Source organism: Psychrobacter sp. BI730 (assembly GCF_013414195.1).
In the GTDB taxonomy this organism is placed as follows: Bacteria; Pseudomonadota; Gammaproteobacteria; order Pseudomonadales; family Moraxellaceae; genus Psychrobacter.
In genome coordinates, this window is record NZ_JAATTV010000004.1 from 239795 (window position 1) to 260626 (window position 20832).

Sequence of the window (20832 nt, forward strand, 5' to 3'; positions counted from 1 at the left end):
TGCCCTTCTCTATCAAATCATTATCTTGTAGTAACTAATCCTCTCATCACTGTAGAAAACAGGCTAGACCATAGTCTATTTTTTGGTCTTCAAACTATAGATATTTAATACTATCACCGACTGAATAGTCTCCATTACTATATCAACCTCAAAAGCAGCAGATAGCCCTCCTGTCACCTTTCTCTGAATATCAAGCATGAGAAGGCTCTACTTACTTATCATTTAGGGATTCGCTTTCAATATTATTGGTCTAATCCAACAATATAGTAGAGGTAAAAATACTATAAAAATATAGTGCCTAAATACGAGTTAAATTTTATTCGATTATAATTTACGTCGTAAGTATTCAATCGTATAATATCTATAGGCCTTAAATATCAATGTATGTAAGATATTGTCACAATATGTACTTTAGTTGACCTACCTTGACATGGTAGAGGTCGTTGGTTCGAATCCGATTACGCCTACCAGATTCGAAAAGCCCCAATCTTAAGATTGGGGCTTTTTTTGTCTGTAATATATGGGCTGTAGAGAAAAATACTTTCTTATATCACCTCATAGTCATGATTATGCAATCAGATTTAAATCATTCAAAAAAGTGATGGTGACCAAAACGTGACCGACCCTTAAAAACCATTAAAATTAAAATCTTCTTTTTGACCTCTACTTTAAACTGTAAGCTAGAACCTATTTTTTAGTATTTTTCTCTTTATCCTCTTTTACATATTCAAAAATATCTCCTACCTCTACTTCTAAATACTCACAAAGCTTATCTATAGTATCGAAATCAATTCTAGATGATTGATCGTTGTATATCTTATGCAACGTCGTTTTGCTTACCCCTGTTGCTCGTACGGCATCCGCTACTTTAAGCCTTCTTTCAGCTAGTAAAGTTGGGAGATGGTTAACTATCATCTTACAAACTCCAATTGTCGTAGAATAAATACCCTCTACTACCTTGCTTTTCTACTTGAAACACTTGCGAACACTGAATTCGAGTCCAAAATTCAATATCGCTCTTTAACATGTAAGGCAAAATAAGGTGATTAAATATTTTATAGTAGCCAATATTAGCTTTATGAACACTTAGCTCTTTTTGCTTTATATCGTTTAGGTAAGTCTTTTTCATAAATAGTGAAATCCAATCATACTTACTGAAATCTTATATAATTTATATCTACTGTTATCTACAGAAATTGCAAGTAATTATTATAAAATAATAAGTAATTTCAGTAACTTATACCAGGATATACCTATTTCATCTGAGCTGAGTTTCTACGCTGCATACTTTAAGAAGAAATGATAACCATCCTGCCATTAGAGTCGTAGCTCTTATATCAAATTATTTTTTAGAAGCAACAGATTGCCAAAAAAATGCTGCCTTTGAAACGTTGGCTATAGTCAATCCAGAATAAAAGAGATACAGCCCATATCATGAAACAGTTTTATTTTGAACTAACTATATATCCAAATGAGCCATTTATTTAATTCACCTTATATTGACTAATGCGCTTCACAAGCCCGAAAATAGTATGAAATCGTGATCGATGCGCTATACAGGAATCGAGCTCTAAGCTGTATACTCAATATTTAGAGTGCTTTCAATAACTGTCTATTAACTCGTAGCGCAACTCAATATTTTTGAGAGCTCAGCAACTGATTTGAGATAGTTGTATTATAAATAATAATGTCTATAAAACTAAATTACGATAATTTTTGTCTTCTAAACCATCTCGGCAGTTGTACATTGGTCGAATTTGTTAGCCCATTTAATAGAGCAACGAGCAAAATCAAAAAAACACCTATATATTGAACACCTGATAACATTTGATGCAGGAGCAACACTGCCAAAAATATTGCGGTCAAAGGTTCAAAGATAGTAAATACTGACGCGCGTGTGGCTGGTAGTTTTTCTAATGCTTTCATATATAATGCAAAAGGTGCAATCGTACCCACCAAAGATAAGCCCAGTACATATATCCAGCTAATAACGGGAAGCTGTATCAGCTTATAATAAGTTGTATACGTGGTAGGAATGAACAATAATACAATGCCACTGAACAAAATTGACGTAAAAAAGACAAGCGGTGCAGAGTGTTTATGATGCATGGCGCGTTTACCAAGCACACCATACAAAGAGTAACAAACGCCAGAGAGCAGCCCAACGGCAATACCCAACTTCCCTTCAGTAGTGCCACCCATCGTAGTCATACCAACGCCAATCACTGCTACAACTGCTAATAATGCAGCTTTATAAGTAATTCGCTCATCTAATAATAGGTGCGAGAATATCAAGCTAAAGACCGGCGCCGTATAGAGTAATGCGACTGCCGTGCCTGCACCCACATGAAGCACTGCAAATAAGTAGCAAACCGTCATACCCAGTACGCCAATTAGGGATTGTAGACCAAGCCCAAACCATTGACCGAGTGTTAGCCTACTTAATGGTTTCCAGATCTTAGGCAACATCGCTATAGCAATAATAGCTGCCGTTATGATACGCAATATCGTAATTTGCCAACTACTAAAACCTAATTGACTAAGATAAGTCGAAAATATACCAAGTGTGCCCCAACATATGGCCGCCATGACAATTTGTATGGTGCCAATCCATGGCTTGACATCAACCGCTATAGGTCTGATTTTCAATACTTCCGCGACTAGTCACCTCTATTATTGAACATAAAATGTTCGTAATATCATTGAGTAAATATAAAACTGGTACAAAATAACTGAGTGTTAATCAGCATTAGCTTATCTATACAACTCATACTTGCCAGCCTTACTGAATACGTCAACCGCTGAATTTATGACTATCAGTCAATAAACTCAGCGGTTAACTTAGGCTCTGTTAAGTATTAATAAATATAAGTAACTATATCTAAGCGCTGACAGCTTCTTCTGATATGACTTTGACTCTATTAGGAACCAACACACTAACGACCAAGTAAGTGATGGCTGATGCAGCTGATCCGATAAGAGGTCCCTCTACCCAGCCGACAATACCTGATGTTAAGAGATAACTACTACAAACAGCACCGATGATAATAGAGGCAATAGCAGCCATCGTTGAGCCTTTATAAAAGATAGTCACTAAAAGCACGCCAGATAAAGCTGCCATTAAGGTACCGCTAGAGAATATTCCTAGATAGCTAAGCATCGCTTCAGGTAAGAAGAAGGTAGAAATGAAGGCGATAGCAGCCACAATAGCGACCCACAATCTATTCAGTTTCAATAGCTCAGCCTCAGTGCGAGGTTTATTGTCAAATACTGCCAAACGCAAATCATGTGAGGCAGCAGTTGATAAGGTATGCAAGATAGAGTTTGCCGTAGATTTCATAGCAAAAAGAATAAACAAAGTGATCACACTACCCACCACACTTGGAATAGCATTGGCTAAATACCAAGGCATTGCTTCATCGGGATTGATCAGACCTGGGTTTTTGATACGAACATATAAGCCAACGATAGGCACTAAGCTCAAAATACACCCTAGAATGGCCGTATAAAAGCCTGTTTTGGCAATACTGATATTAGATTTCATCGCCAAAAAACGTACTGACATATAGGGCAATGCAGTACTAAAGATAAGCGCATAGACAAATACTAGAAAAACAGAAGCTTTGGCATTACCATATGGGTTAGAATTTTCTGGATTGACAAGGTTTGGATCTATCGCATTCAGCTGCGTCATCATATCTGCTAACGGAATGTCAGTGAACACCTGAACCACTATATAAATGGCAGCAGTGGCCATCCCAATCACCATAAAAGTATCGGTCCAAGCAACGGCGAGCAATCCGCCTGCCATGGTATAAATAGTAATAATTACCAATAAAAGCGCAGAAGCCAGAAGAGGTGAAATACCGAGCCAGCTACTACCTAACATACCAAGCGCTCTAATCTGAGCCGTCAAAAATACGGTCAAAAATATAATCATGCCCAAAGACGTGACAATACGCAAAGTGCGAGCAGATATTGAATTTCGATCATTACAGTGCAAGTTAACGATAAATTCAGGAATGGTACTACTACCCATCTTCATGGCTCTATTACGCAAATAGACCGCAAAGAATAGTACGGCGACGACCATGGCTGGTGCAAAAAAGAAATTACCTAAAAGCTCAATCGTCCCGTATTGGTATGCGGCACCAGGTGAACCCATAAAGCCCCAACCACTAAACCCAGTCGCCACGACAGTACCTGCCATAACAAAAGGCCCTAATGAGCGACCGGCTACTAAAAAACCACTTTCCTCATCTGCTGACATGACTTTTGACGCTTTACTAGCCAATACAATGAGAAGCGCAATTGCTGCTAACAATATCATCCAATTAATAAACATGTCGATTCCTCGTATCGTTTACTACATTACTTGTTATGACGCTCTACGAAGAAATAACTCACTGCCAGTAATAGCGTCAGTACATTAATGGTCAAGAACCAAAATAACGTCCAGCTGTTAAGAAACAGGTCCATAATGTTATTTCCTTAATAAGTAAAATGTGAAAATAATTGCATCGTGCGAGGCGCATCATCATCTATGTTGGTGAGCTTAAAATAAGGAAATTATTCATGGTAGCCCACTCGATATAGACAGTATTTATTGATGACACCCCCCCTACATTAACGACCGATAATATTATGCTCAGGGCCGTACTTAAAGCCTGTGATATTATCAGCGCCCGTCTCATTGATGACTAAAATGTCATGCTCTCGATAACCGCCAGCACCCGGCATGCCCTCTGGAATCATAATCATCGGCTCCATAGAGATGACCATACCTGGCTCAAGCACTGTTTCAATATCTTCACGTAGCTCAAGTCCTGCCTCGCGTCCATAATAATGGCTGAGCACACCAAAAGAATGGCCATAACCAAAGCTGCGTTTTTCTAATAAGTCGTATTTTGTATAAATTTTATTCAGCTCATGTGCGATATCGCAGCAGCGCACGCCAGGTTTGATAAGCTCAAGACCTGCTTCATGTACTTCACAATTTATCTGCCAGTAGCGTAGTGAATCTGCATCACATTTATCCAAGAACAATGTGCGTTCAAGCGCGGTATAGTAGCCTGCTATCATAGAAAAACAGTTAAGACTCAATATATCACCCGATTGGACAAGACGATTGGTCACTGGATTGTGGGCACCATCCGTATTAATACCTGACTGAAACCATGTCCATGTATCCATGAGTTCCACTTGACCAAACTGCTCACCAATAGCCTTCACCATCGCTTGTGTAGATGCCAAGGCAACTTCGTATTCGGGCACGCCATCATAAACAGCCTGTACCAATGCAGCTCCACCAATATCACAGACCTGAGCACCCTTTGTTATTAGCGCTATCTCTTCAGAGGACTTAACCATTCTCATGGTCATACATGCTAGGCTAATATCAACAAACTCTACATTGGGTAAGATAGCTTTGAGCTTAGCAAAGCGATCCATTGGTAAATGATCAAACTCAATACCTACACGTCCGTGATGAGGAATTTGTTGAGCAATGGCTTTGAAATAGTTATCACGCTGCCAATCAGTGTAAACAATATTATTGTCGCCCACAGTACGCCGCCAAGGCTGTCCACCATCGATATTGGCAGAGATTGACACAACTTCTTTTGAAGTAACGACTAGTCCATAAGGTCGCCCAAAAGAGCAATATATAAAGTCAGAGTAGTAATTGATGTTATGTATCGAGGTGAAAAGCGCCGCCACAATGCCATGATTATCTAAATACTCACGAAGTTTCTCATGACGATTTGCATATTCTTGAAGACTAAAAGTCGGTTGCACTTTCTGGCCGTTTTTAATTTCGATTAGACTTGGGAGATGCAGATTATCGAATGAGCCATCTAAAGAGGTTAGGTTTAATGAATTCATCGATTTTCGAGAAAAATCTGTAGAAGATAACGTGCTAGTAAGGTCTTTTAGTGCTGACATGGAACGTCTCCAAAGTAGTAATAATTAACTGAGAACACGTTCGATAATAGAGGTAAAATTAATAAGGTATTTTTTCATAAGCGACATTTTATGTTTATAATCGGACATATAGACAAACAACTTAACATTAGCCAGAATTTTAGGTATGTTCTGAAGGCGACAAAAAATGACTCAGATAACGGAAAAGATGATAGACAAGCCTAGGCGTATTGGGTTTCTACTGATCAATGGCTTTACCATGCTCGCGTTCAGCAATATCATTGAGCCACTTCGAATGGCGAATTATGTGAGCGAGCAACTCTTATACTCGTGGGTGGTGGCAGGGTTCGATGACAATAAAACCAGTAGTAGTAACGGTATTAAGTTAAGTCATACTGCACCACTCGACTACTTATTAACCTGCGACTTGGTGTTCGTATGCGGAGGACACCAAACAGATTACTTGGAATCTAGTAAGCTCATTACCTTAATTCAGCGATTGGCAGTACGGGATATTGCACTTGGCGGTTTGTGTACAGGAGCGCTGGCATTGGCCGCAGCGGGCTTACTTGAGCAGCAAGCAGCCTCATTGCATTGGGAGAACATCAGCGTAGCCCAAGAAAGCTATCCAGATGTTATTTTCAATGACCAAATATTTACAATAGCACCGCAGCTATATTCTTGTTCAGGTGGAGCTTGCGCATTGGATATGACTTTACATATCATCAATAAGCATCATGGTCATCATATCGTTTCCAAGATACAAGACATGTTTATTATCACCTCTATACGTGAGCCTACTTACGTACAGCATATGCCCAAGCCAAAAATACTGAGCAGTAGCTATACCAATGTAATAGATGCTATTGCATTGATGAAAACCAATCTTGAAGAGCCTTTAAGCGTTAAGGATATTGCCCGTCATCTTGGATTATCAAGTAGACAATTACAGCGCATATTTAACAAAAATTTTAGTTGTTCACCGCAACAGTATTACGTGCGATTGCGCCTTGAACACGCCAAATATATTCTTAAACATACTACGCTGCCTATTAGCCAAATCGTACTAGCAAGCGGCTTTATCGATAACAGTGCATTCTCTAGCACCTTCAAAAAAAACTATGGCATGACGCCAAGCCATTACAGACAAGAGAATCAGCTGGTATAGCCTATTTAATCTTGACGCAGCAACTATAAGAATGGTCTCTCCAAAATTAAAAAAAGCCATAAAAGTCATTACTTTTATGGCTTTACTGCTCTGTTGTATATTTTGAAGCTTAAACCTAGCTTTGAGTTAAATAAGCGCTTTTAATTCAGTCAGCTTGCTTAACACTGTATCAGGTTCATATTTCACCAGCTGCTGCTCATTTTGTGCACCAGATAGCACACCTAAAACTAGCCCACATAAAGCCCACTATATCCATCTGGAAATAATGCTCGATGCCATCCGAGTAGATCATCTAATAATAACGGCTGTTGATAATGATAGGTAGCACTTAGCATCATCTCTACCACTGCATCGATCTCACGAGTATTGGTTGGCATACTGGCATTATTCAGCCCTAAATGCCGCGCAACTGAAGAACGAACCTGCTCATCATTTAGTGTCTCACCTTCTATCTCAGAAGTTTTGATAATCTCTAAGGTCACCGCATCTAATTGTGCCTCAACATTCAGATCGAACCCTAGTGTTAGCAGCTTTCCTAGTAAATGGCCTTGTAATATCCGCACACGACTAACAAGTGGCAATAGCTTTTTGTCCGACCATTGCCATTCAGTCCAGTTTAGATGTTCATGAATATAAGTAACATGCTTCATATGTTCCTCAGAAATATGCAGAGATTAGGACAGTAATCTCCTTATAATATGCAGAGAATAAGTAGTAGAAACAATACGTAGAAACTCAAAAATGACAATAGTAGATGCAATAAGAATAGATTTTCAACGAACACACATATTTTTTATTCTAATAAGGGCTTGAGTAGAGGTAAAAATACTATAAAAACACAGTGCCTAAATACGAGTTAAATTTTATTCTATTACAATTTACATTGTAATTATTCAGTCGTACAATATATACAGGCTATATATATCAATATATGTAAGACATTGTCACAACATGTACTTTAGTCGACCTACTTTGACATGGTAGAGGATCGTTGGTTCGAATCCGATTACGCCTACCAGATTCGAAAAGCCCCAATCTTAAGATTGGGGCTTTTTTTGTCCGTGAAATATTGGTTGTAGCGGAAAAGAGAACTATACGCCGATGCAAATTATCTCTTTTCTCACTTTCAGCAAACATCATCAAACTGACCTATGCTGTCAAATCTGTAGACATTGACTTGGGAGAACTCAGCACCTACAAGTGAGGTTAGCAACCAATGTAAGTAGTGATATAATATCCTGATAATTGATATTTTATAAAAGGGTTACATTATGGCTCGTACCGCTAGCGCATTGCACATTTTAGTAAAACATAAAGAACAAGCTGAGGACATTATTGCCAAGCTTAAAAAAGGCGCTAAATTTGATGTACTGGCCAAACGATACTCAACTTGCCCATCAGGAAAAAAAGGTGGCAGCTTAGGTGAGTTTGGCAAAGGTGATATGGTGGGGCCATTCGATAAAGTTTGCTTTACCGGCGAACTATTTACCCCGCATTTAGTAAAGACCAAATTTGGCTGGCATGTCGTAAAAGTCCTTTATAGAACTTAAGCGTTGAAGCTCTGATTGTAAGCCACCTGAGCTATATCTCAAATGTTGTCCTGATTCATATATGATTTAACATCGTGATAATTATAGTAGTCAGGACTTGGTTTTTGGTCGACCTACCCATTCTAATCCTTACGTCAAAATCCCCTTATTTTATTTAAGCAGTATTTTACTTAAACAGTTTTCTACGAGTTAAGGTCAAATAGTGAGGGGCGAAATAAGTTGTCATCAGCCTTTAAAACCTTTCGGTAGTTCAGGTGCAGGCAAGCGCTTCATATCAGAGTCAACATTATCGAAACGCTCATGGCCATTATTCCAATCAACAATAGACTGTTCAATCTCAGCTTTATTATCAGCAACGAAGTTCCACCATAGTAGCACTTGGTTATTAAGCGGTTCGCCGCCGATAAACATGATACGTGTGCCCTTTTTGGCAGCCAGTTTGATACTTTTGTTATTAGCGACATCGCTATCATGAAAACGGAATAACTGATCTTGCTGACAGACCTTGCCTTCAGACTCTACCTCCCCTTCTGAAACCAAGATACCGTACTCAAAGTCTGACTCTAAATTTATTATGCCACTACAGGTACAATAAAAAGGATATATAATTGACGCATCTAAAATATGAGCAATAAAAACATGGATATCGAAGGCAATACTGCTGATCAAATAGAAATTATCTATGAAGATGAGTATATAGTAGCGATTAATAAAGAAGCTGGTCTGTTGGTGCATCGCAGTTGGCTGGACAAAGGCGAGACACGCTTTGCCATGCAGCTCACACGTGATGCGGTAGGCTGTCATGTGTTTCCAGTACATAGGTTAGACAAACCTACATCAGGTGTATTGTTGTTTGCCAAGAGTTCAGCCGTGGCACGTAGCCTTACCGAAGCGTTTACTGAACGCAAAGTGACCAAGCAATATTTGGCCGTGGTGCGCGGCTTTATGTCTGAGCAAGGTACTGTTGATTATGCGTTGAGCTTTAAGCCTGATGCCATTGCCGATAAATTTGCCAATTTAGATAAACCTGCTCAAGAAGCGGTGACTCACTGGCAGAGTTTGGCACAAATTGAGCTGCCATTTGCAGTATCAAAAAAGCATGCCACTAGCCGCTATAGTCTGGTGCGCTTAACGCCTGAAACTGGACGCAAACATCAGCTGCGTCGGCATATGAGACATGTATTCCATCACATCGTGGGTGATACCAGTCACGGCGATATACGTCATACACGATTCTTTCGTACTCACTATGATTGCACGCGTATGTTGCTGCATGCACAGACTTTGGCACTCAGCCACCCCGTCACTGGTGAGCCACTAGTAATAACAGCGGGATTAGACGATCAATGGATACGTATCTTAGAAGAGTTCTCTTGGACAGATAGTGTTGAGGTTTAAGTCCCTAGTGGGGACTGGAAAAGACAACCTCTTATAACACGCTCCAAAACCTCAAGTTTTTCAAAATATCTTTTTTATCAAATCATCAGTATCTTGTAGCACCACGCATATAGACCACTCAATCATAATTAGCCATTTATTAGTGATCATCTTATCAAAAACCTTTTCCACAGCTATGTGACTACGCTCACGGATGTTAGTCTCATTTAAACTTACACATTTTTCTTGAAAGCTAAAAGATAACAAGAGAATAAAAAACGCAGAGCACCATTTGAAGCCCTGCGTTTGTTAGATTGAACTGTATTTACAGGATACTGTATCTAAATTGCAGATAGGCCGCTGTGATCGCTGCCGCATCTTCTACCTGCGGATAATGGCCTAACATAGGCATATTGGTTATATCAGCGTTGGGTATTAGCTGACGATAACGATCAATCATATGCTGACCTGAGATGGGATCTTTAGCACCTGCAATCAATTTCACAGGCACGGTACTGTTGATAATCGCGCCTACCCATCGCTCGCGGTACTGCTGACGTTGGGGCATATAATTAATCAGCTTATGTATCACACCCAATCCATCATTGTGATTTAACAGCTGCCATAGCGTATCTATCACCTTTACTGTGGGCTGCGTGTCAGGGCCAAATATCCGTTGTAGACTGCCCGCAAATTTCTGCTTATTAATCAGCTTTGATACTAGAGGGCCTAATGGCGATAGCAGTAGTTTCTGTACCAAGATAGGTTTGTGCGTCTCAGGAAACAGACCACCGTTTAAAAAGCATACGCTAGCAATGTGTCGCTCAGCGCTCCCTTCGACTTGTCTGGCTAGCAATTCCTGAGCCACCGTATCACCATAGTCATGCGCTAATATATGATAATCACTAACGCCCAGTTTTTGCAAAACAACTTGATAAATATCAGCCTGTTCACTGATTAGATAGCGCGTGTTTTTGGGTTTATCTGATAACCCAAACCCTAGCATATCGAGTGTGATGACATAATAGTGCTCGGTTAGCGCATCCCACATGCCCTCCCAGTCCCAACTGGCACTAGGATAACCGTGAATCAATAGCAATGCAGGCGCACTCTTATCCCCTGCATACCGAGTAAAGATTTGATGCCCATGAATGGATTCATATTACCCCTGCCGTTGCCACTCATCAAAAGTTATCATTAGAGACTTACTCCTCAAATGATGGGTCAGTGCGGCGTAGCTTTCTTAATAAGGCAGGCCATGCGATGTCACCGTTTGCACCTCGGGTCACTTGCTCAGATGCCGCTTGAATACCGGCCAATATTTGTGCTGGTATCGGCGTCAATGCACCACCCCCGCTCTGTGCTTTGATCTGAATCTCACAAGCTCTTTGCATGATATACATGTATAAGAACGCATTGGCAACCGTATCGGCACAGGTGAGCAGACCATGGTTACGCAAAATCATAAAGTGAGCATCACCCAAATCGGCAACCAAACGAACCTTTTCTTCAGGGTTTAATGCGACGCCTTCGTAGTCGTGGTATGCCAAGTTAGATAGTGGAAATAATGATTGTTGAGAGATAGGTAGCAGGCCTTTTTCTTGCGCTGAGACGGCAACCCCATCATTTGTGTGTAGATGGATGACGCAATGCGCATCGTCGCGAGCTTCGTGCACAGCACTATGAATGATAAATCCAGCTGGATTGACGTCAAACTCTGATGGTGCTACTTTCTCGCCTGCTTTATTGACCTTTACCAGACTAGAAGCGGTAATCTCTTCAAATAACATCCCGTACGGATTGATTAAAAACTCATCCTCAGTACCTGGTACGCGCGCAGAGATATGAGTGAATACCAAATCATCCCAACCATAAGAAGCAATCATTCGATAACAGGCAGCAAGATTTACGCGCATCTGCCACTCTTTTTCGCTCATGTTATGGTGTACACTCGAAGCTGAATCAGTCGATGTCGCGGTTTGCATAGTTGTTTGCATGGTGTATTCCTTTACTGTGTTAGATATCCTGAATGATTACTTTACACCATTTCATAAAACCAAATCTGTCAAAAACATTACACTTATGAATATCAATCATTATTTAAATAACGACCCATGGTTTATTCAATTACCAGCCATTGTGCAGCCACTACTGGCAGGCGATGCGGTGCTAAAGGTATACCAAAAAGGCCAAATGATTCATGCCATCGGTGACAACGATGATGCGGCGCTACACTTTGTCGTGTCGGGTACGATTAGGGTCTGTAATGTGAGCGCTAGTGGACATGCTATGACGTTGGCGCATCTATTTAGTGGGGAATGGTTTGGTGAAATATCTATCATAGATGACAATCCTCGCACCCATGATGCGTGGACGATTAACAAAGTAACGCTCATCTCAATCCCAAGAAATCTAGTGATTCAAACAGCGCAGTTGCATCCGATTTTATATAAACACCTCGCGCTTATAACCTGCCAGCGAATCCGCCGAGCATTTGATTGGATTGACGATGCTACCTCACTCAATACCTCAGCGCGATTGGCTAGCATGCTGATTGGACTGATCGACACTTATGGACAGCAAATAGGAGATGATATCAAAATAGAACTGCGCTTATCGCAAGAAGAGCTTGGCTTTATGCTTGGTACTACCAGACAAACCATCAATAAAATCATTCAATCATGGCAAAAGCAGCACCTTATCGATATGCACTATGGTTTTATTACCATAAAGGACAAGCCCCAGTTGATGGCAATGATGAATCCTGCCTAACTTAAATATATAAAATTATCTCAGAAAACATTCCAACATCTAACTTATTAGAGTTAGCATCAACCGCCTTAACATCTTCTTAACAGACCACTTGCTATGGTAAGGAATGACGTTTCCTACCATCTGTTGAGAAGTATCTGTATGTCTATACCTCAAGTCATCAAAACCAATGCGCTAAAAATCAACGCACCCAACGCCAATACAAAGACTAGCTACCTTAGTAAGCTCTATGATCGCGAGATAAATCTCAGTTATCTTATTATCATCGTGGCTGTATATTTGGTAGCGACTGCAAATATTGGGTTTTTTCAGCAGGTGCTGGCTGTCTATCCATTTAGCACAAATATTGGCTTTATACTCTCCATCACAGGCTTGTTGTTTGGATTGATGTGGCTGGTATTACAACTACTTTGCTATCGTCCAATTGCTAAGCCGGTACTGGCTACGCTACTGATTATCGCTGCCATTTGCGGTTATTTTACCGACGCTTACGGGACGATATTTGACACCAATATGCTGATCAATAGTCTGGAGACCGATCAAGCAGAGGCGATGGGATTGTTTGCCCCCAGCATGGTTATTCGACTGCTGATATTAGGCGTGTTGCCAGCATTTATCATTAGCAAAATTCGTTTAAAACGCTTTACTTGGCAGCGAGGCATACTACAAAAAACAGCCACCTTGATACTGTCTGTCGCGCTAATCGCCGTTTGTATTTTGCCATTTGGTGACCAGTACGCCAGCTTTTTCCGTCAACATAAACAAGTTCGCTCTTATGCCAATCCGATCACGCCTATTTATTCTGTGATCAAACTTGGTGAAAACTATGTCGATGAGCTACGCCGTCCTGATACTTTGACACTGCATGCGACAGACGCAAAACGCGTGGCACCTGCTAATAGTGTGAGTGGTAGCGGCAAACCAAAACTAATGGTGTTTGTGGTTGGCGAAACAGCTCGCGCAGATCACTTCGGCTTGAACGGCTATACACGCAATACCACACCCCTGCTCTCAAAACAATCAAACCTTTATAGCTTTAAAGATGCCGTCTCTTGTGGAACCTCTACAGCCTACTCCGTACCTTGCATGTTTAGCTATGCAAATCGAGCAGACTACGATATCGATACAGCCAAGTATAATGAAAACGTACTAGATACGCTAAGTAAGCAAGGGATTAATGTCGTTTGGCGCGACAACAACTCTAGCTCAAAAGGCGTGGCTGATCGCGTTACTTTTGAAGACTACAAAACAGCTGACACAAACCCAAACTGTGATGTCGAATGCCGAGATATCGGCATGCTTGATGGGTTTGATAAACTGGTTAAATCAGGCAGCTCACAGAAAGAGATGCCAAAAGACACGCTTATTTTGCTGCATCAAATGGGCAATCATGGCCCCGCTTATTACCAGCGCTATCCCAAAGAATTTGAAAAATATAACCCTGTCTGCATGACCAATGAGCTGTCTAAATGTGATGCTCAGTCTGTGATAAATGGCTACGATAATGCGATTCGTTATACCGATTACTTTTTGAATAATGTGATTGATACGTTAAAACCTTATGAGCAAGATTATGATGTGGTAATGGTATATATTAGTGATCATGGGGAGAGTTTGGGTGAAAATAATATCTACTTGCACGGCTTGCCCTACAAGTTCGCACCAGATACCCAAAAACACGTGCCTACGATAATTTGGTCGCCCAATAGTAATAGTATCGATACTGAAAGTCTTTCTAGTATGGTCAATCAGCCCGTGTCGCACGATTTTATTACCCCGACATTGCTTAGCTTTTTTGGTATTACGACCGATGAAGTCAAAGGTGCAGCAACTTTTTTTAAATTGGGTCATTCTAGTTGAGTGGCTAAAAATAATTTACTTCAAATAATTTGTTAAAAGTAGCTCACTACATTCGTTTTATATCGTTCAGTTCTTTTAGGTAACCACTATTTTTTAGGTCAGCATCATGTACAAGATACTCGTTATTGAAGACAACCCCGATATCGTGGCCAATATTTATGCTTTTTTTGAGCCAAAAGGGTTTGAGTTGGACAACGCGCACAACGGCTATAGCGGGCTAACACTCGCCTCAAACAATCGTTATGATGTGATACTACTCGATGTGATGCTGCCAGGTATGGATGGCACGCAGCTGTGCAAAAAACTCAGAGAAGAGTTGCATGACAAAACGCCTGTGCTAATGCTCACGGCTCGCGATACAATCTTGGATAAAGTCGCTGGGTTTGATAGCGGCGCTGATGATTATTTGGTCAAGCCGTTTTCGTTGGTTGAGCTGGAGTGCCGTATCAAAGCGCTCATACGTCGCCATGAGGACGATCATTTTGCCCACAGTATTGCAGTCGGATCGCTATCCTTGAACAATAGTGAGCATACTATTATGCGCGACGGACAATCACTGAAGCTTACCCCAACTGGCTTTAAAATACTGCATATTCTAATGAGTGCAGCGCCTAGAGTCGTCAGTAAAACTGAAATTGAAGAAAAAGTATGGGGGCTAGACATACCGAGTAGTGACGCACTGCGCACTCATATGCACAGCGTGCGTGCGCAGATTGATAAGCCATTTGACACACCCATGATAGTCACAGTACCTGGCGTAGGTTATCAAGTTGTTGACCCTAATACATCAGCAAGCGCGTAGTCATCATTGCAGTATGGATTGAATAAACCTTATCCAATTTACTAACTGACTGACCGTATCGTATTTATTGCTCTATTATATATAGCTCTATTATATATAGCCCTTTTCTATTAGGTTGTCCCATGCCATGCTCAATATAGACTCTATAGCCAATAAGTTCAGACTGTCTTACTTCATATTCGCATTATTACTGTGCGCAGCTTTTGTCAGTATTTTTTTATACGCAGAGAGCCGAATAGAGCAAGATTTGGTCAAGGCTCGCCTATTGCAGCAGCTAGAGCTTAGTCAAGAAAAGTATGGTGACCAGCCTATCTATGTCGCTGAACCAGGTATCAAAATTTATCGCTATGATAAAGCACCTGCCAGTTTGCAAGCGATAGCCAATGACACGGTGCAAGAGACCTCTGTCACTGTTAATAAAGCCTCTGGAGCAGGTCATGCCAACTTGCATCTTTTCGCCTATACCCAAGATGGTCAAACCTATATTTTGACTTATCTAGAAAACACCGAAATGGTGATGGGAAATTACCCAGTCTTGGCGATATTTGAGCACCTAGAAGACATATTTGCAGATACGTTAAAGGTAGCCGTGATTCTAAGCTTACTTATCGCCGCTATCTTTTCCCAATTGTCCTCTAAACAGATCATCAAGCCTTTATTAGATTTGAAACGAGCTGTCGAGACTGACCATCACAACTTAAGCGATTTGACACACTTGCCATCTGAGGTTGGTGTCTTGGCACGGGCCATCGATGAGAAAAACCACAAGTTAGAACAGTACCTCAAGCGCGAGCAACTATTTACTGGTGATGTCAGCCATGAGCTGCGTACGCCGTTGACTATTATCATGGGGGCTTCCGAGGTCTTGGCCTCGCAACTAGACCCTGACAGCCACTTAAATGAGTTTACCAATCGTATCAGTACCACGGCAAAAGAAACTTCCGAGATTATCACCGCTCTGCTCCTACTATCGCGCGCGCCTGAAAAGTTAGACGCACCGCAAACCTCTATTAACAGTATCGCCTTAGCGGAAATGCAGCGCCTAAAGTACTTGCTGCGGTATAAGTCTGTCACTTGTCAGATAATTGCTGAGCAGGAATATATTGCTTACGTACGGCCCGAACTACTAAAAATGGCACTAGGCAACCTCATAAAAAATGCGTTTCAATATACCGATGATGGCGAAGTAGCCATTACTATCGATGACGAAAAAATCACGGTGACTGATACTGGCTTAGGTATTCCTGAGGCGATGATGCCTTTACTCTATGAACGGTTTGAGCGACTAGAGTCTCAGTATAAAGACGAGCAAACAATCCTGTCGTCAGAGCATGAGACAAAACATAAGGTTGAAGGCTCAGGTCTAGGACTCAGTATCGTCCAGCGTATCATGTCGCATATGGGCTGGCAGCTCACTCACCAAGCCAATCGCTCAGGTGGTAGCACCTTTAGTATTTATTATAAATAACCTCGTGATAGCTCAAAGACATATTCATTTCCTAATAATAATTGCTGATTGGGAAACGACAAATTTAAACACCCATTATGCTTTATTCTCATCCCTCTATATCCTCTTAACGTTTTCTTAACATCTCCCGTCTTATACTCAGGCTATCTTAATTTTAATAGACCATTAAGAATGTCCTATGAAGCAAATCACTCATACCAACCTTATAGAGCCGTTAGCCGAGCATAGTTCTGTCAACCAAACAGCACATGATAGTGCACTTGCAGCTGACAGCTTCGCAAGTCATGCCAAAGGCAAAACAGGAATTTACCGCATTATAAAAGCCACTGGTTACTCTATAGATGGCTTTAAGGCCGCATATAAATTTGAAGCAGCTTTTAGACAAGTTGTGTGGCTCAACCTTATACTGCTGGCTGCTGTCATCGTTTTGCCTTTTGCGCTTGGTATAAAAATGATGCTGGTCGTCGCTTCTTTTTTGTCATTGATTGTTGAGCTGCTCAATACCGGTATCGAGGCGTGCGTCGATCACACATCAACCGCCAAGCATCCACTTGCCAAGATAGCAAAAGATGTCGGCTCTGCTGCGCAATTTTTGTCGTTATTTCTCTTAACCATCTTATGGTTAATGGCACTGTCTGTCTTTTTATAGTTGTCTATTCTTTATAGCAGCATGCTGGAAGCTATCATCATTTAATATACGTTATCAGGTGTATCCATGACTTTAGAGAACCACTCAATGGCTTGGGGCTGGCTAAAATTACTGTGCGTGACCATCATTGCTACCTTGGTTTTTGAGCATAGCCAGTTGGACATACGCATCAGTGAGCTTTTTTATAGCAATGGACACTGGCTACTAGAAAAAGGCGCGCAGCCTTATGCGTTTATCTTTTATGATTTGCCCAAAGTATTATTGATTCTATTGGCTGTCTACCTCATAGCGGTTTTAATCATCAAGTATAGACAGTCAAGGCTTAATGCTACTTCCCTAAACCGCAATAAGCTAAATCGCAGTAAGCTCAGTCATAATAAGCTTGATAAATTTCTGCTTCCTTTACCTATGCGCGAGATAAGCTACCTACTGATTATATTGGCGATTGTACCTGCTACTATTGCCACGCTCAAAGGTGTCACCCATGTCAGCTGCCCAAATGACTTAGTTATTTTTAATGGGGATTTGCCCTACCTCAATCTTTGGCAAAACATCGTAGCAGCGACGCCCGCCAGATGCTTCCCAGCGGCTCACGCCAGCGCAGGGTTTTCTTTATATGGGCTGGCTTTTTTACCGACACTAAGAAAATACCGCTATCAAATAGTCGTATCAGTAACTATTTTGGGCTGGACAATGGGACTGTATAAGATGCTGTTTGGCGATCACTTCTTTAGCCATACATTGGTCTCGATGCTGCTGTCACTGACGATAGCGTGTGCGCTTGCCACCCTTTTCTTCAAACACTCGATAGCAAATACAACTAAAAATACCGACAATCATAAAAACAGTGCTGATATAAAACTGTCTAACACTCAGACACCCAATATTTAGAATCAATATTGAAGTATGAATGTTCAGATATAACTGAAACCAGCGGTTATATATTACCAAAATAACACTACTAACCATTTGAAAAACAATGTATAAATAATGAATGAGAACTCGCTTAGTATTGAGCAAAACCATGGATGGTGCTCGTTAATAAAACGCTTTATATATCGATAGCCTACAAAGGAATGTAGCCATGCACCTCTTATGCATTGGACAAAAAATCTCGCACATCTACGCCTTGCTGCTTATTCCATTACTGCTTGTCAGCACTATCGATGACAGTCATGCCGCCAGTTACTCCATCAATCCTACCAATACGCACATACGATTTGCCATTGAACGCTTCCAGACCTCTGCCACTACTGGTGGCTTTTATGATATCAAAGGCCAATTGCAATACGACCCAAGTCGGCAAACAGGCGATATCTCGTTAATCATACCCATAGACTCCTTAAATACAGGCAACCCTTCTTTTAATAATAGTCTAACGGGGCCTGAATTTTTTGATATGAAGAGGTTTCCTTTAGCGCAGTTTGAATCGACAAGATGGTATTTCAATCAAGATAAAAAAAGCCCTCAGGTCACTCGGGTAGATGGACAACTGACCTTACATGGCGAGACACACCCAATTAGCCTAACCGCGACTAAGTTTGATTGTTATCTAAACACGAGCATCAGAAAGGATGTTTGCGGTGGCGAGTTCACTGCTACGATTAATCGCACAAAACGGAATATCAATAAATTCGCTTAGTTCGGACTGACCAAAAACCTTGACTTAAGTATCAAGGTCGAAGCAGCCAGACTATAGTATTTTTAATGTTTCGCCATTGTCTGAATGGATACTGGTAGTGATTTTCAGAAAGCTTAAAAAGGAATTAGACATGATTCATCGGTATTATAAGAGTATTGCGAAACCGCTTTCTGCAATCATGCCAGCATTGTCATTTTCTTCGATAATAACACTGACATTGGGATTCAGCTTAGTGTCTACCGTCGTGATGGCAGGCACTGTCAGTTTGCCAATAGACACTTTGCCCAGTCGAATAACCCTACCAAATGTCAGCCCTGCTAATAGTGCGCTTGCCAATCGCGGCGCTTACATAGCACGCAGCGCCGACTGTATGGCTTGCCACCGTGATGACTATAGTGGCGGCGTACCAATTGAGACGCCCATTGGCAATATCTACTCGACCAATATTACACCGTCAACGCGCTATGGCATCGGCAACTATACTGAATCCGACTTCAAAAAGGCTTTGCAAAAAGGTCGTGCACCCAATCATCAGATTTATCCTGCGATGCCTTACCCGTCCTATCATGGCATGACAGATGAGGATATCAGTGCCTTATTCGCGTATTTTCAGACCGCCCCTCTGGTAGACAAACCACCTGAAAAAACCACTCATTTGCCTTTCCCGCTAAATATCCGTAGCTTAATGCTGGCATGGAATATCATCAATGTGCCTTCTACCGAAAATCGCTCAGGACTGACGAAAACCCAGCAGCGCGGTGAATATCTGGTCAATAACTTAGAGCACTGCGGTACCTGTCATACACCGCGCTACTTAACACAAGGTCTTGATAAAGACCGCTATTTATCCGGAGCGCCACTTGGTAAATGGTTTGCACCGAATATTACGCCTGACAACGATACGGGTATCGGCCTTTGGAGCGAAATGGATATCGTGACTTACCTGCGTACAGGCACGCTTGATAAGCGTGCTTATGCGGGCGGCCCGATGGCAGAAGCCGTGGCGCATAGTACGCGTTATCTCACTGATGAAGACCTTATAGCGATGGCTGACTATTTAAAAGTCGTTCCAGCCATTAAGACCGATGACTACTTGATACCTGTCAATGTCTCTCGTCTACCGCAACCAGTCAGCAACTCGATTACTTACGACTTGCTAGAGCAGAAAAACTATCTGGCGCGTGCCAAAACCAATACTGTCAACAGTAGCGGCAGCAATAATAACTTGAACAGCAATTCGCCAAAAGACTTATATCTCATCCATTGCGCCAGCTGTCATGGCGTCGACGGTTACGCCCAGCCCGATGCACGCTATGCCTCCATAGTTGGTTTGAGTAGTATTCGCCGCGTAAAACCTGATGCACTGATTGGCGTCATTGCATTTGGGGCAAAAGGTGCCTTTAACACAGCACCAAAAATGCCCGGCTTCTCAGAAGACTTAAGCCCTGCACAGATTGCTAATATTACTAACTATGTACGAGTCACCTTTGGTGGTCTACCCAACAGCGATGTCAGTGCGGCGGATGTCACGCGTATGATAAAAGAAAAAAGTTAGCTATAAAGAATAAGCTTAAATTAGTATTTTCAATAATAACGCAAAGACTCAGCACGATAAGGATAAT

The 20832-nt window shown here is 41.4% G+C and carries 19 protein-coding genes; 11 read left to right on the forward strand and 8 right to left on the reverse strand.

The features are described 5' to 3' along the window. Nucleotides 1-687: 687 nt before the first annotated feature. From HCZ91_RS04565 to HCZ91_RS04580, 4 genes are all read right to left on the reverse strand, one after another. Nucleotides 688-915, reverse strand: coding sequence for a helix-turn-helix transcriptional regulator (locus HCZ91_RS04565; RefSeq protein WP_102093774.1), 228 nt, complete (start codon nucleotides 913-915; stop codon nucleotides 688-690). A 789-nt stretch (nucleotides 916-1704) separates the two neighbouring features. Beyond that, entirely contained in the window at nucleotides 1705-2649 is a 945-nt protein-coding gene (locus HCZ91_RS04570) for an EamA family transporter (RefSeq protein ID WP_226914538.1), read from the reverse strand. Between the two features lie 232 nt (nucleotides 2650-2881). Beyond that, nucleotides 2882-4345 carry a sodium:solute symporter family protein gene (locus HCZ91_RS04575; protein ID WP_179798463.1) on the reverse strand — a complete coding sequence of 488 codons (1464 nt, stop codon included), beginning with the start codon at nucleotides 4343-4345 and terminating at the stop codon, nucleotides 2882-2884. A 281-nt stretch (nucleotides 4346-4626) separates the two neighbouring features. Further along, complete coding sequence (locus HCZ91_RS04580) at nucleotides 4627-5883, reverse strand: M24 family metallopeptidase (protein WP_179798489.1); 1257 nt, start codon at nucleotides 5881-5883, stop codon at nucleotides 4627-4629. 226 nt (nucleotides 5884-6109) lie between these two features. On the opposite strand from HCZ91_RS04580, the gene HCZ91_RS04585 reads away from it, so the two are divergent. Further along, nucleotides 6110-7090 carry a GlxA family transcriptional regulator gene (locus tag HCZ91_RS04585; RefSeq protein ID WP_179798464.1) on the forward strand — a complete coding sequence of 327 codons (981 nt, stop codon included), beginning with the start codon at nucleotides 6110-6112 and terminating at the stop codon, nucleotides 7088-7090. Nucleotides 7091-7317: 227 nt separating this feature from the next. Here the strand turns inward: HCZ91_RS04585 and HCZ91_RS04590 are convergent, their stop codons facing one another. Next, nucleotides 7318-7740 (reverse strand): DUF4172 domain-containing protein, encoded by a 423-nt coding sequence (locus tag HCZ91_RS04590; RefSeq protein ID WP_227522987.1) that lies wholly within the window; start codon nucleotides 7738-7740, stop codon nucleotides 7318-7320. A gap of 621 nt (nucleotides 7741-8361) precedes the next feature. On the opposite strand from HCZ91_RS04590, the gene HCZ91_RS04595 reads away from it, so the two are divergent. Continuing rightward, nucleotides 8362-8640 carry a peptidylprolyl isomerase gene (locus HCZ91_RS04595; protein ID WP_102078430.1) on the forward strand — a complete coding sequence of 93 codons (279 nt, stop codon included), beginning with the start codon at nucleotides 8362-8364 and terminating at the stop codon, nucleotides 8638-8640. Between the two features lie 225 nt (nucleotides 8641-8865). Here HCZ91_RS04595 and HCZ91_RS13920 read toward each other — a convergent pair whose 3' ends face one another. Beyond that, on the reverse strand, nucleotides 8866-9375 hold the full coding sequence (locus tag HCZ91_RS13920; RefSeq protein ID WP_102078431.1) for a pirin-like C-terminal cupin domain-containing protein: 510 nt from the start codon (nucleotides 9373-9375) through the stop codon (nucleotides 8866-8868). Between HCZ91_RS13920 and truC the strand changes: the two genes are divergently transcribed. Then, entirely contained in the window at nucleotides 9280-10038 is a 759-nt protein-coding gene (gene truC, locus HCZ91_RS04605) for a tRNA pseudouridine(65) synthase TruC (protein ID WP_102078432.1), read from the forward strand. The two genes, HCZ91_RS13920 and truC, sit on opposite strands and share 96 nt — an antisense overlap. Nucleotides 10039-10342: 304 nt before the next feature. Here truC and HCZ91_RS04610 read toward each other — a convergent pair whose 3' ends face one another. Then, nucleotides 10343-11116, reverse strand: coding sequence for an alpha/beta hydrolase (locus HCZ91_RS04610; RefSeq protein ID WP_218870041.1), 774 nt, complete (start codon nucleotides 11114-11116; stop codon nucleotides 10343-10345). A gap of 106 nt (nucleotides 11117-11222) precedes the next feature. After that, nucleotides 11223-12014 (reverse strand): class II aldolase/adducin family protein, encoded by a 792-nt coding sequence (locus HCZ91_RS04615; RefSeq protein ID WP_257019969.1) that lies wholly within the window; start codon nucleotides 12012-12014, stop codon nucleotides 11223-11225. An 85-nt stretch (nucleotides 12015-12099) separates the two neighbouring features. Between HCZ91_RS04615 and HCZ91_RS04620 the strand changes: the two genes are divergently transcribed. The 8 genes from HCZ91_RS04620 (at nucleotide 12100) to HCZ91_RS04655 (ending at nucleotide 20765) form a co-directional block, all read left to right on the forward strand. After that, entirely contained in the window at nucleotides 12100-12789 is a 690-nt protein-coding gene (locus tag HCZ91_RS04620; RefSeq protein WP_179798466.1) for a Crp/Fnr family transcriptional regulator, read from the forward strand. Nucleotides 12790-12930: 141 nt separating this feature from the next. Next, nucleotides 12931-14649, forward strand: coding sequence for a phosphoethanolamine--lipid A transferase (locus tag HCZ91_RS04625; RefSeq protein ID WP_179798467.1), 1719 nt, complete (start codon nucleotides 12931-12933; stop codon nucleotides 14647-14649). 106 nt (nucleotides 14650-14755) lie between these two features. Then, nucleotides 14756-15451 (forward strand): response regulator transcription factor, encoded by a 696-nt coding sequence (locus HCZ91_RS04630; RefSeq protein ID WP_179798468.1) that lies wholly within the window; start codon nucleotides 14756-14758, stop codon nucleotides 15449-15451. 127 nt (nucleotides 15452-15578) lie between these two features. After that, complete coding sequence (locus tag HCZ91_RS04635) at nucleotides 15579-16919, forward strand: HAMP domain-containing sensor histidine kinase (protein WP_179798469.1); 1341 nt, start codon at nucleotides 15579-15581, stop codon at nucleotides 16917-16919. Between the two features lie 178 nt (nucleotides 16920-17097). Continuing rightward, entirely contained in the window at nucleotides 17098-17568 is a 471-nt protein-coding gene (locus tag HCZ91_RS04640; protein WP_179798470.1) for a diacylglycerol kinase, read from the forward strand. Nucleotides 17569-17634: 66 nt separating this feature from the next. Further along, nucleotides 17635-18459, forward strand: coding sequence for a PAP2 family lipid A phosphatase (locus HCZ91_RS04645; RefSeq protein ID WP_179798471.1), 825 nt, complete (start codon nucleotides 17635-17637; stop codon nucleotides 18457-18459). A 193-nt stretch (nucleotides 18460-18652) separates the two neighbouring features. Next, nucleotides 18653-19210, forward strand: coding sequence for a YceI family protein (locus HCZ91_RS04650; protein ID WP_179798472.1), 558 nt, complete (start codon nucleotides 18653-18655; stop codon nucleotides 19208-19210). Nucleotides 19211-19457: 247 nt separating this feature from the next. Further along, nucleotides 19458-20765, forward strand: a complete 1308-nt coding sequence (locus HCZ91_RS04655; protein ID WP_257019973.1) for a cytochrome c — start codon at nucleotides 19458-19460, stop codon at nucleotides 20763-20765. The last annotated feature ends 67 nt before the right edge of the window (nucleotides 20766-20832 follow it).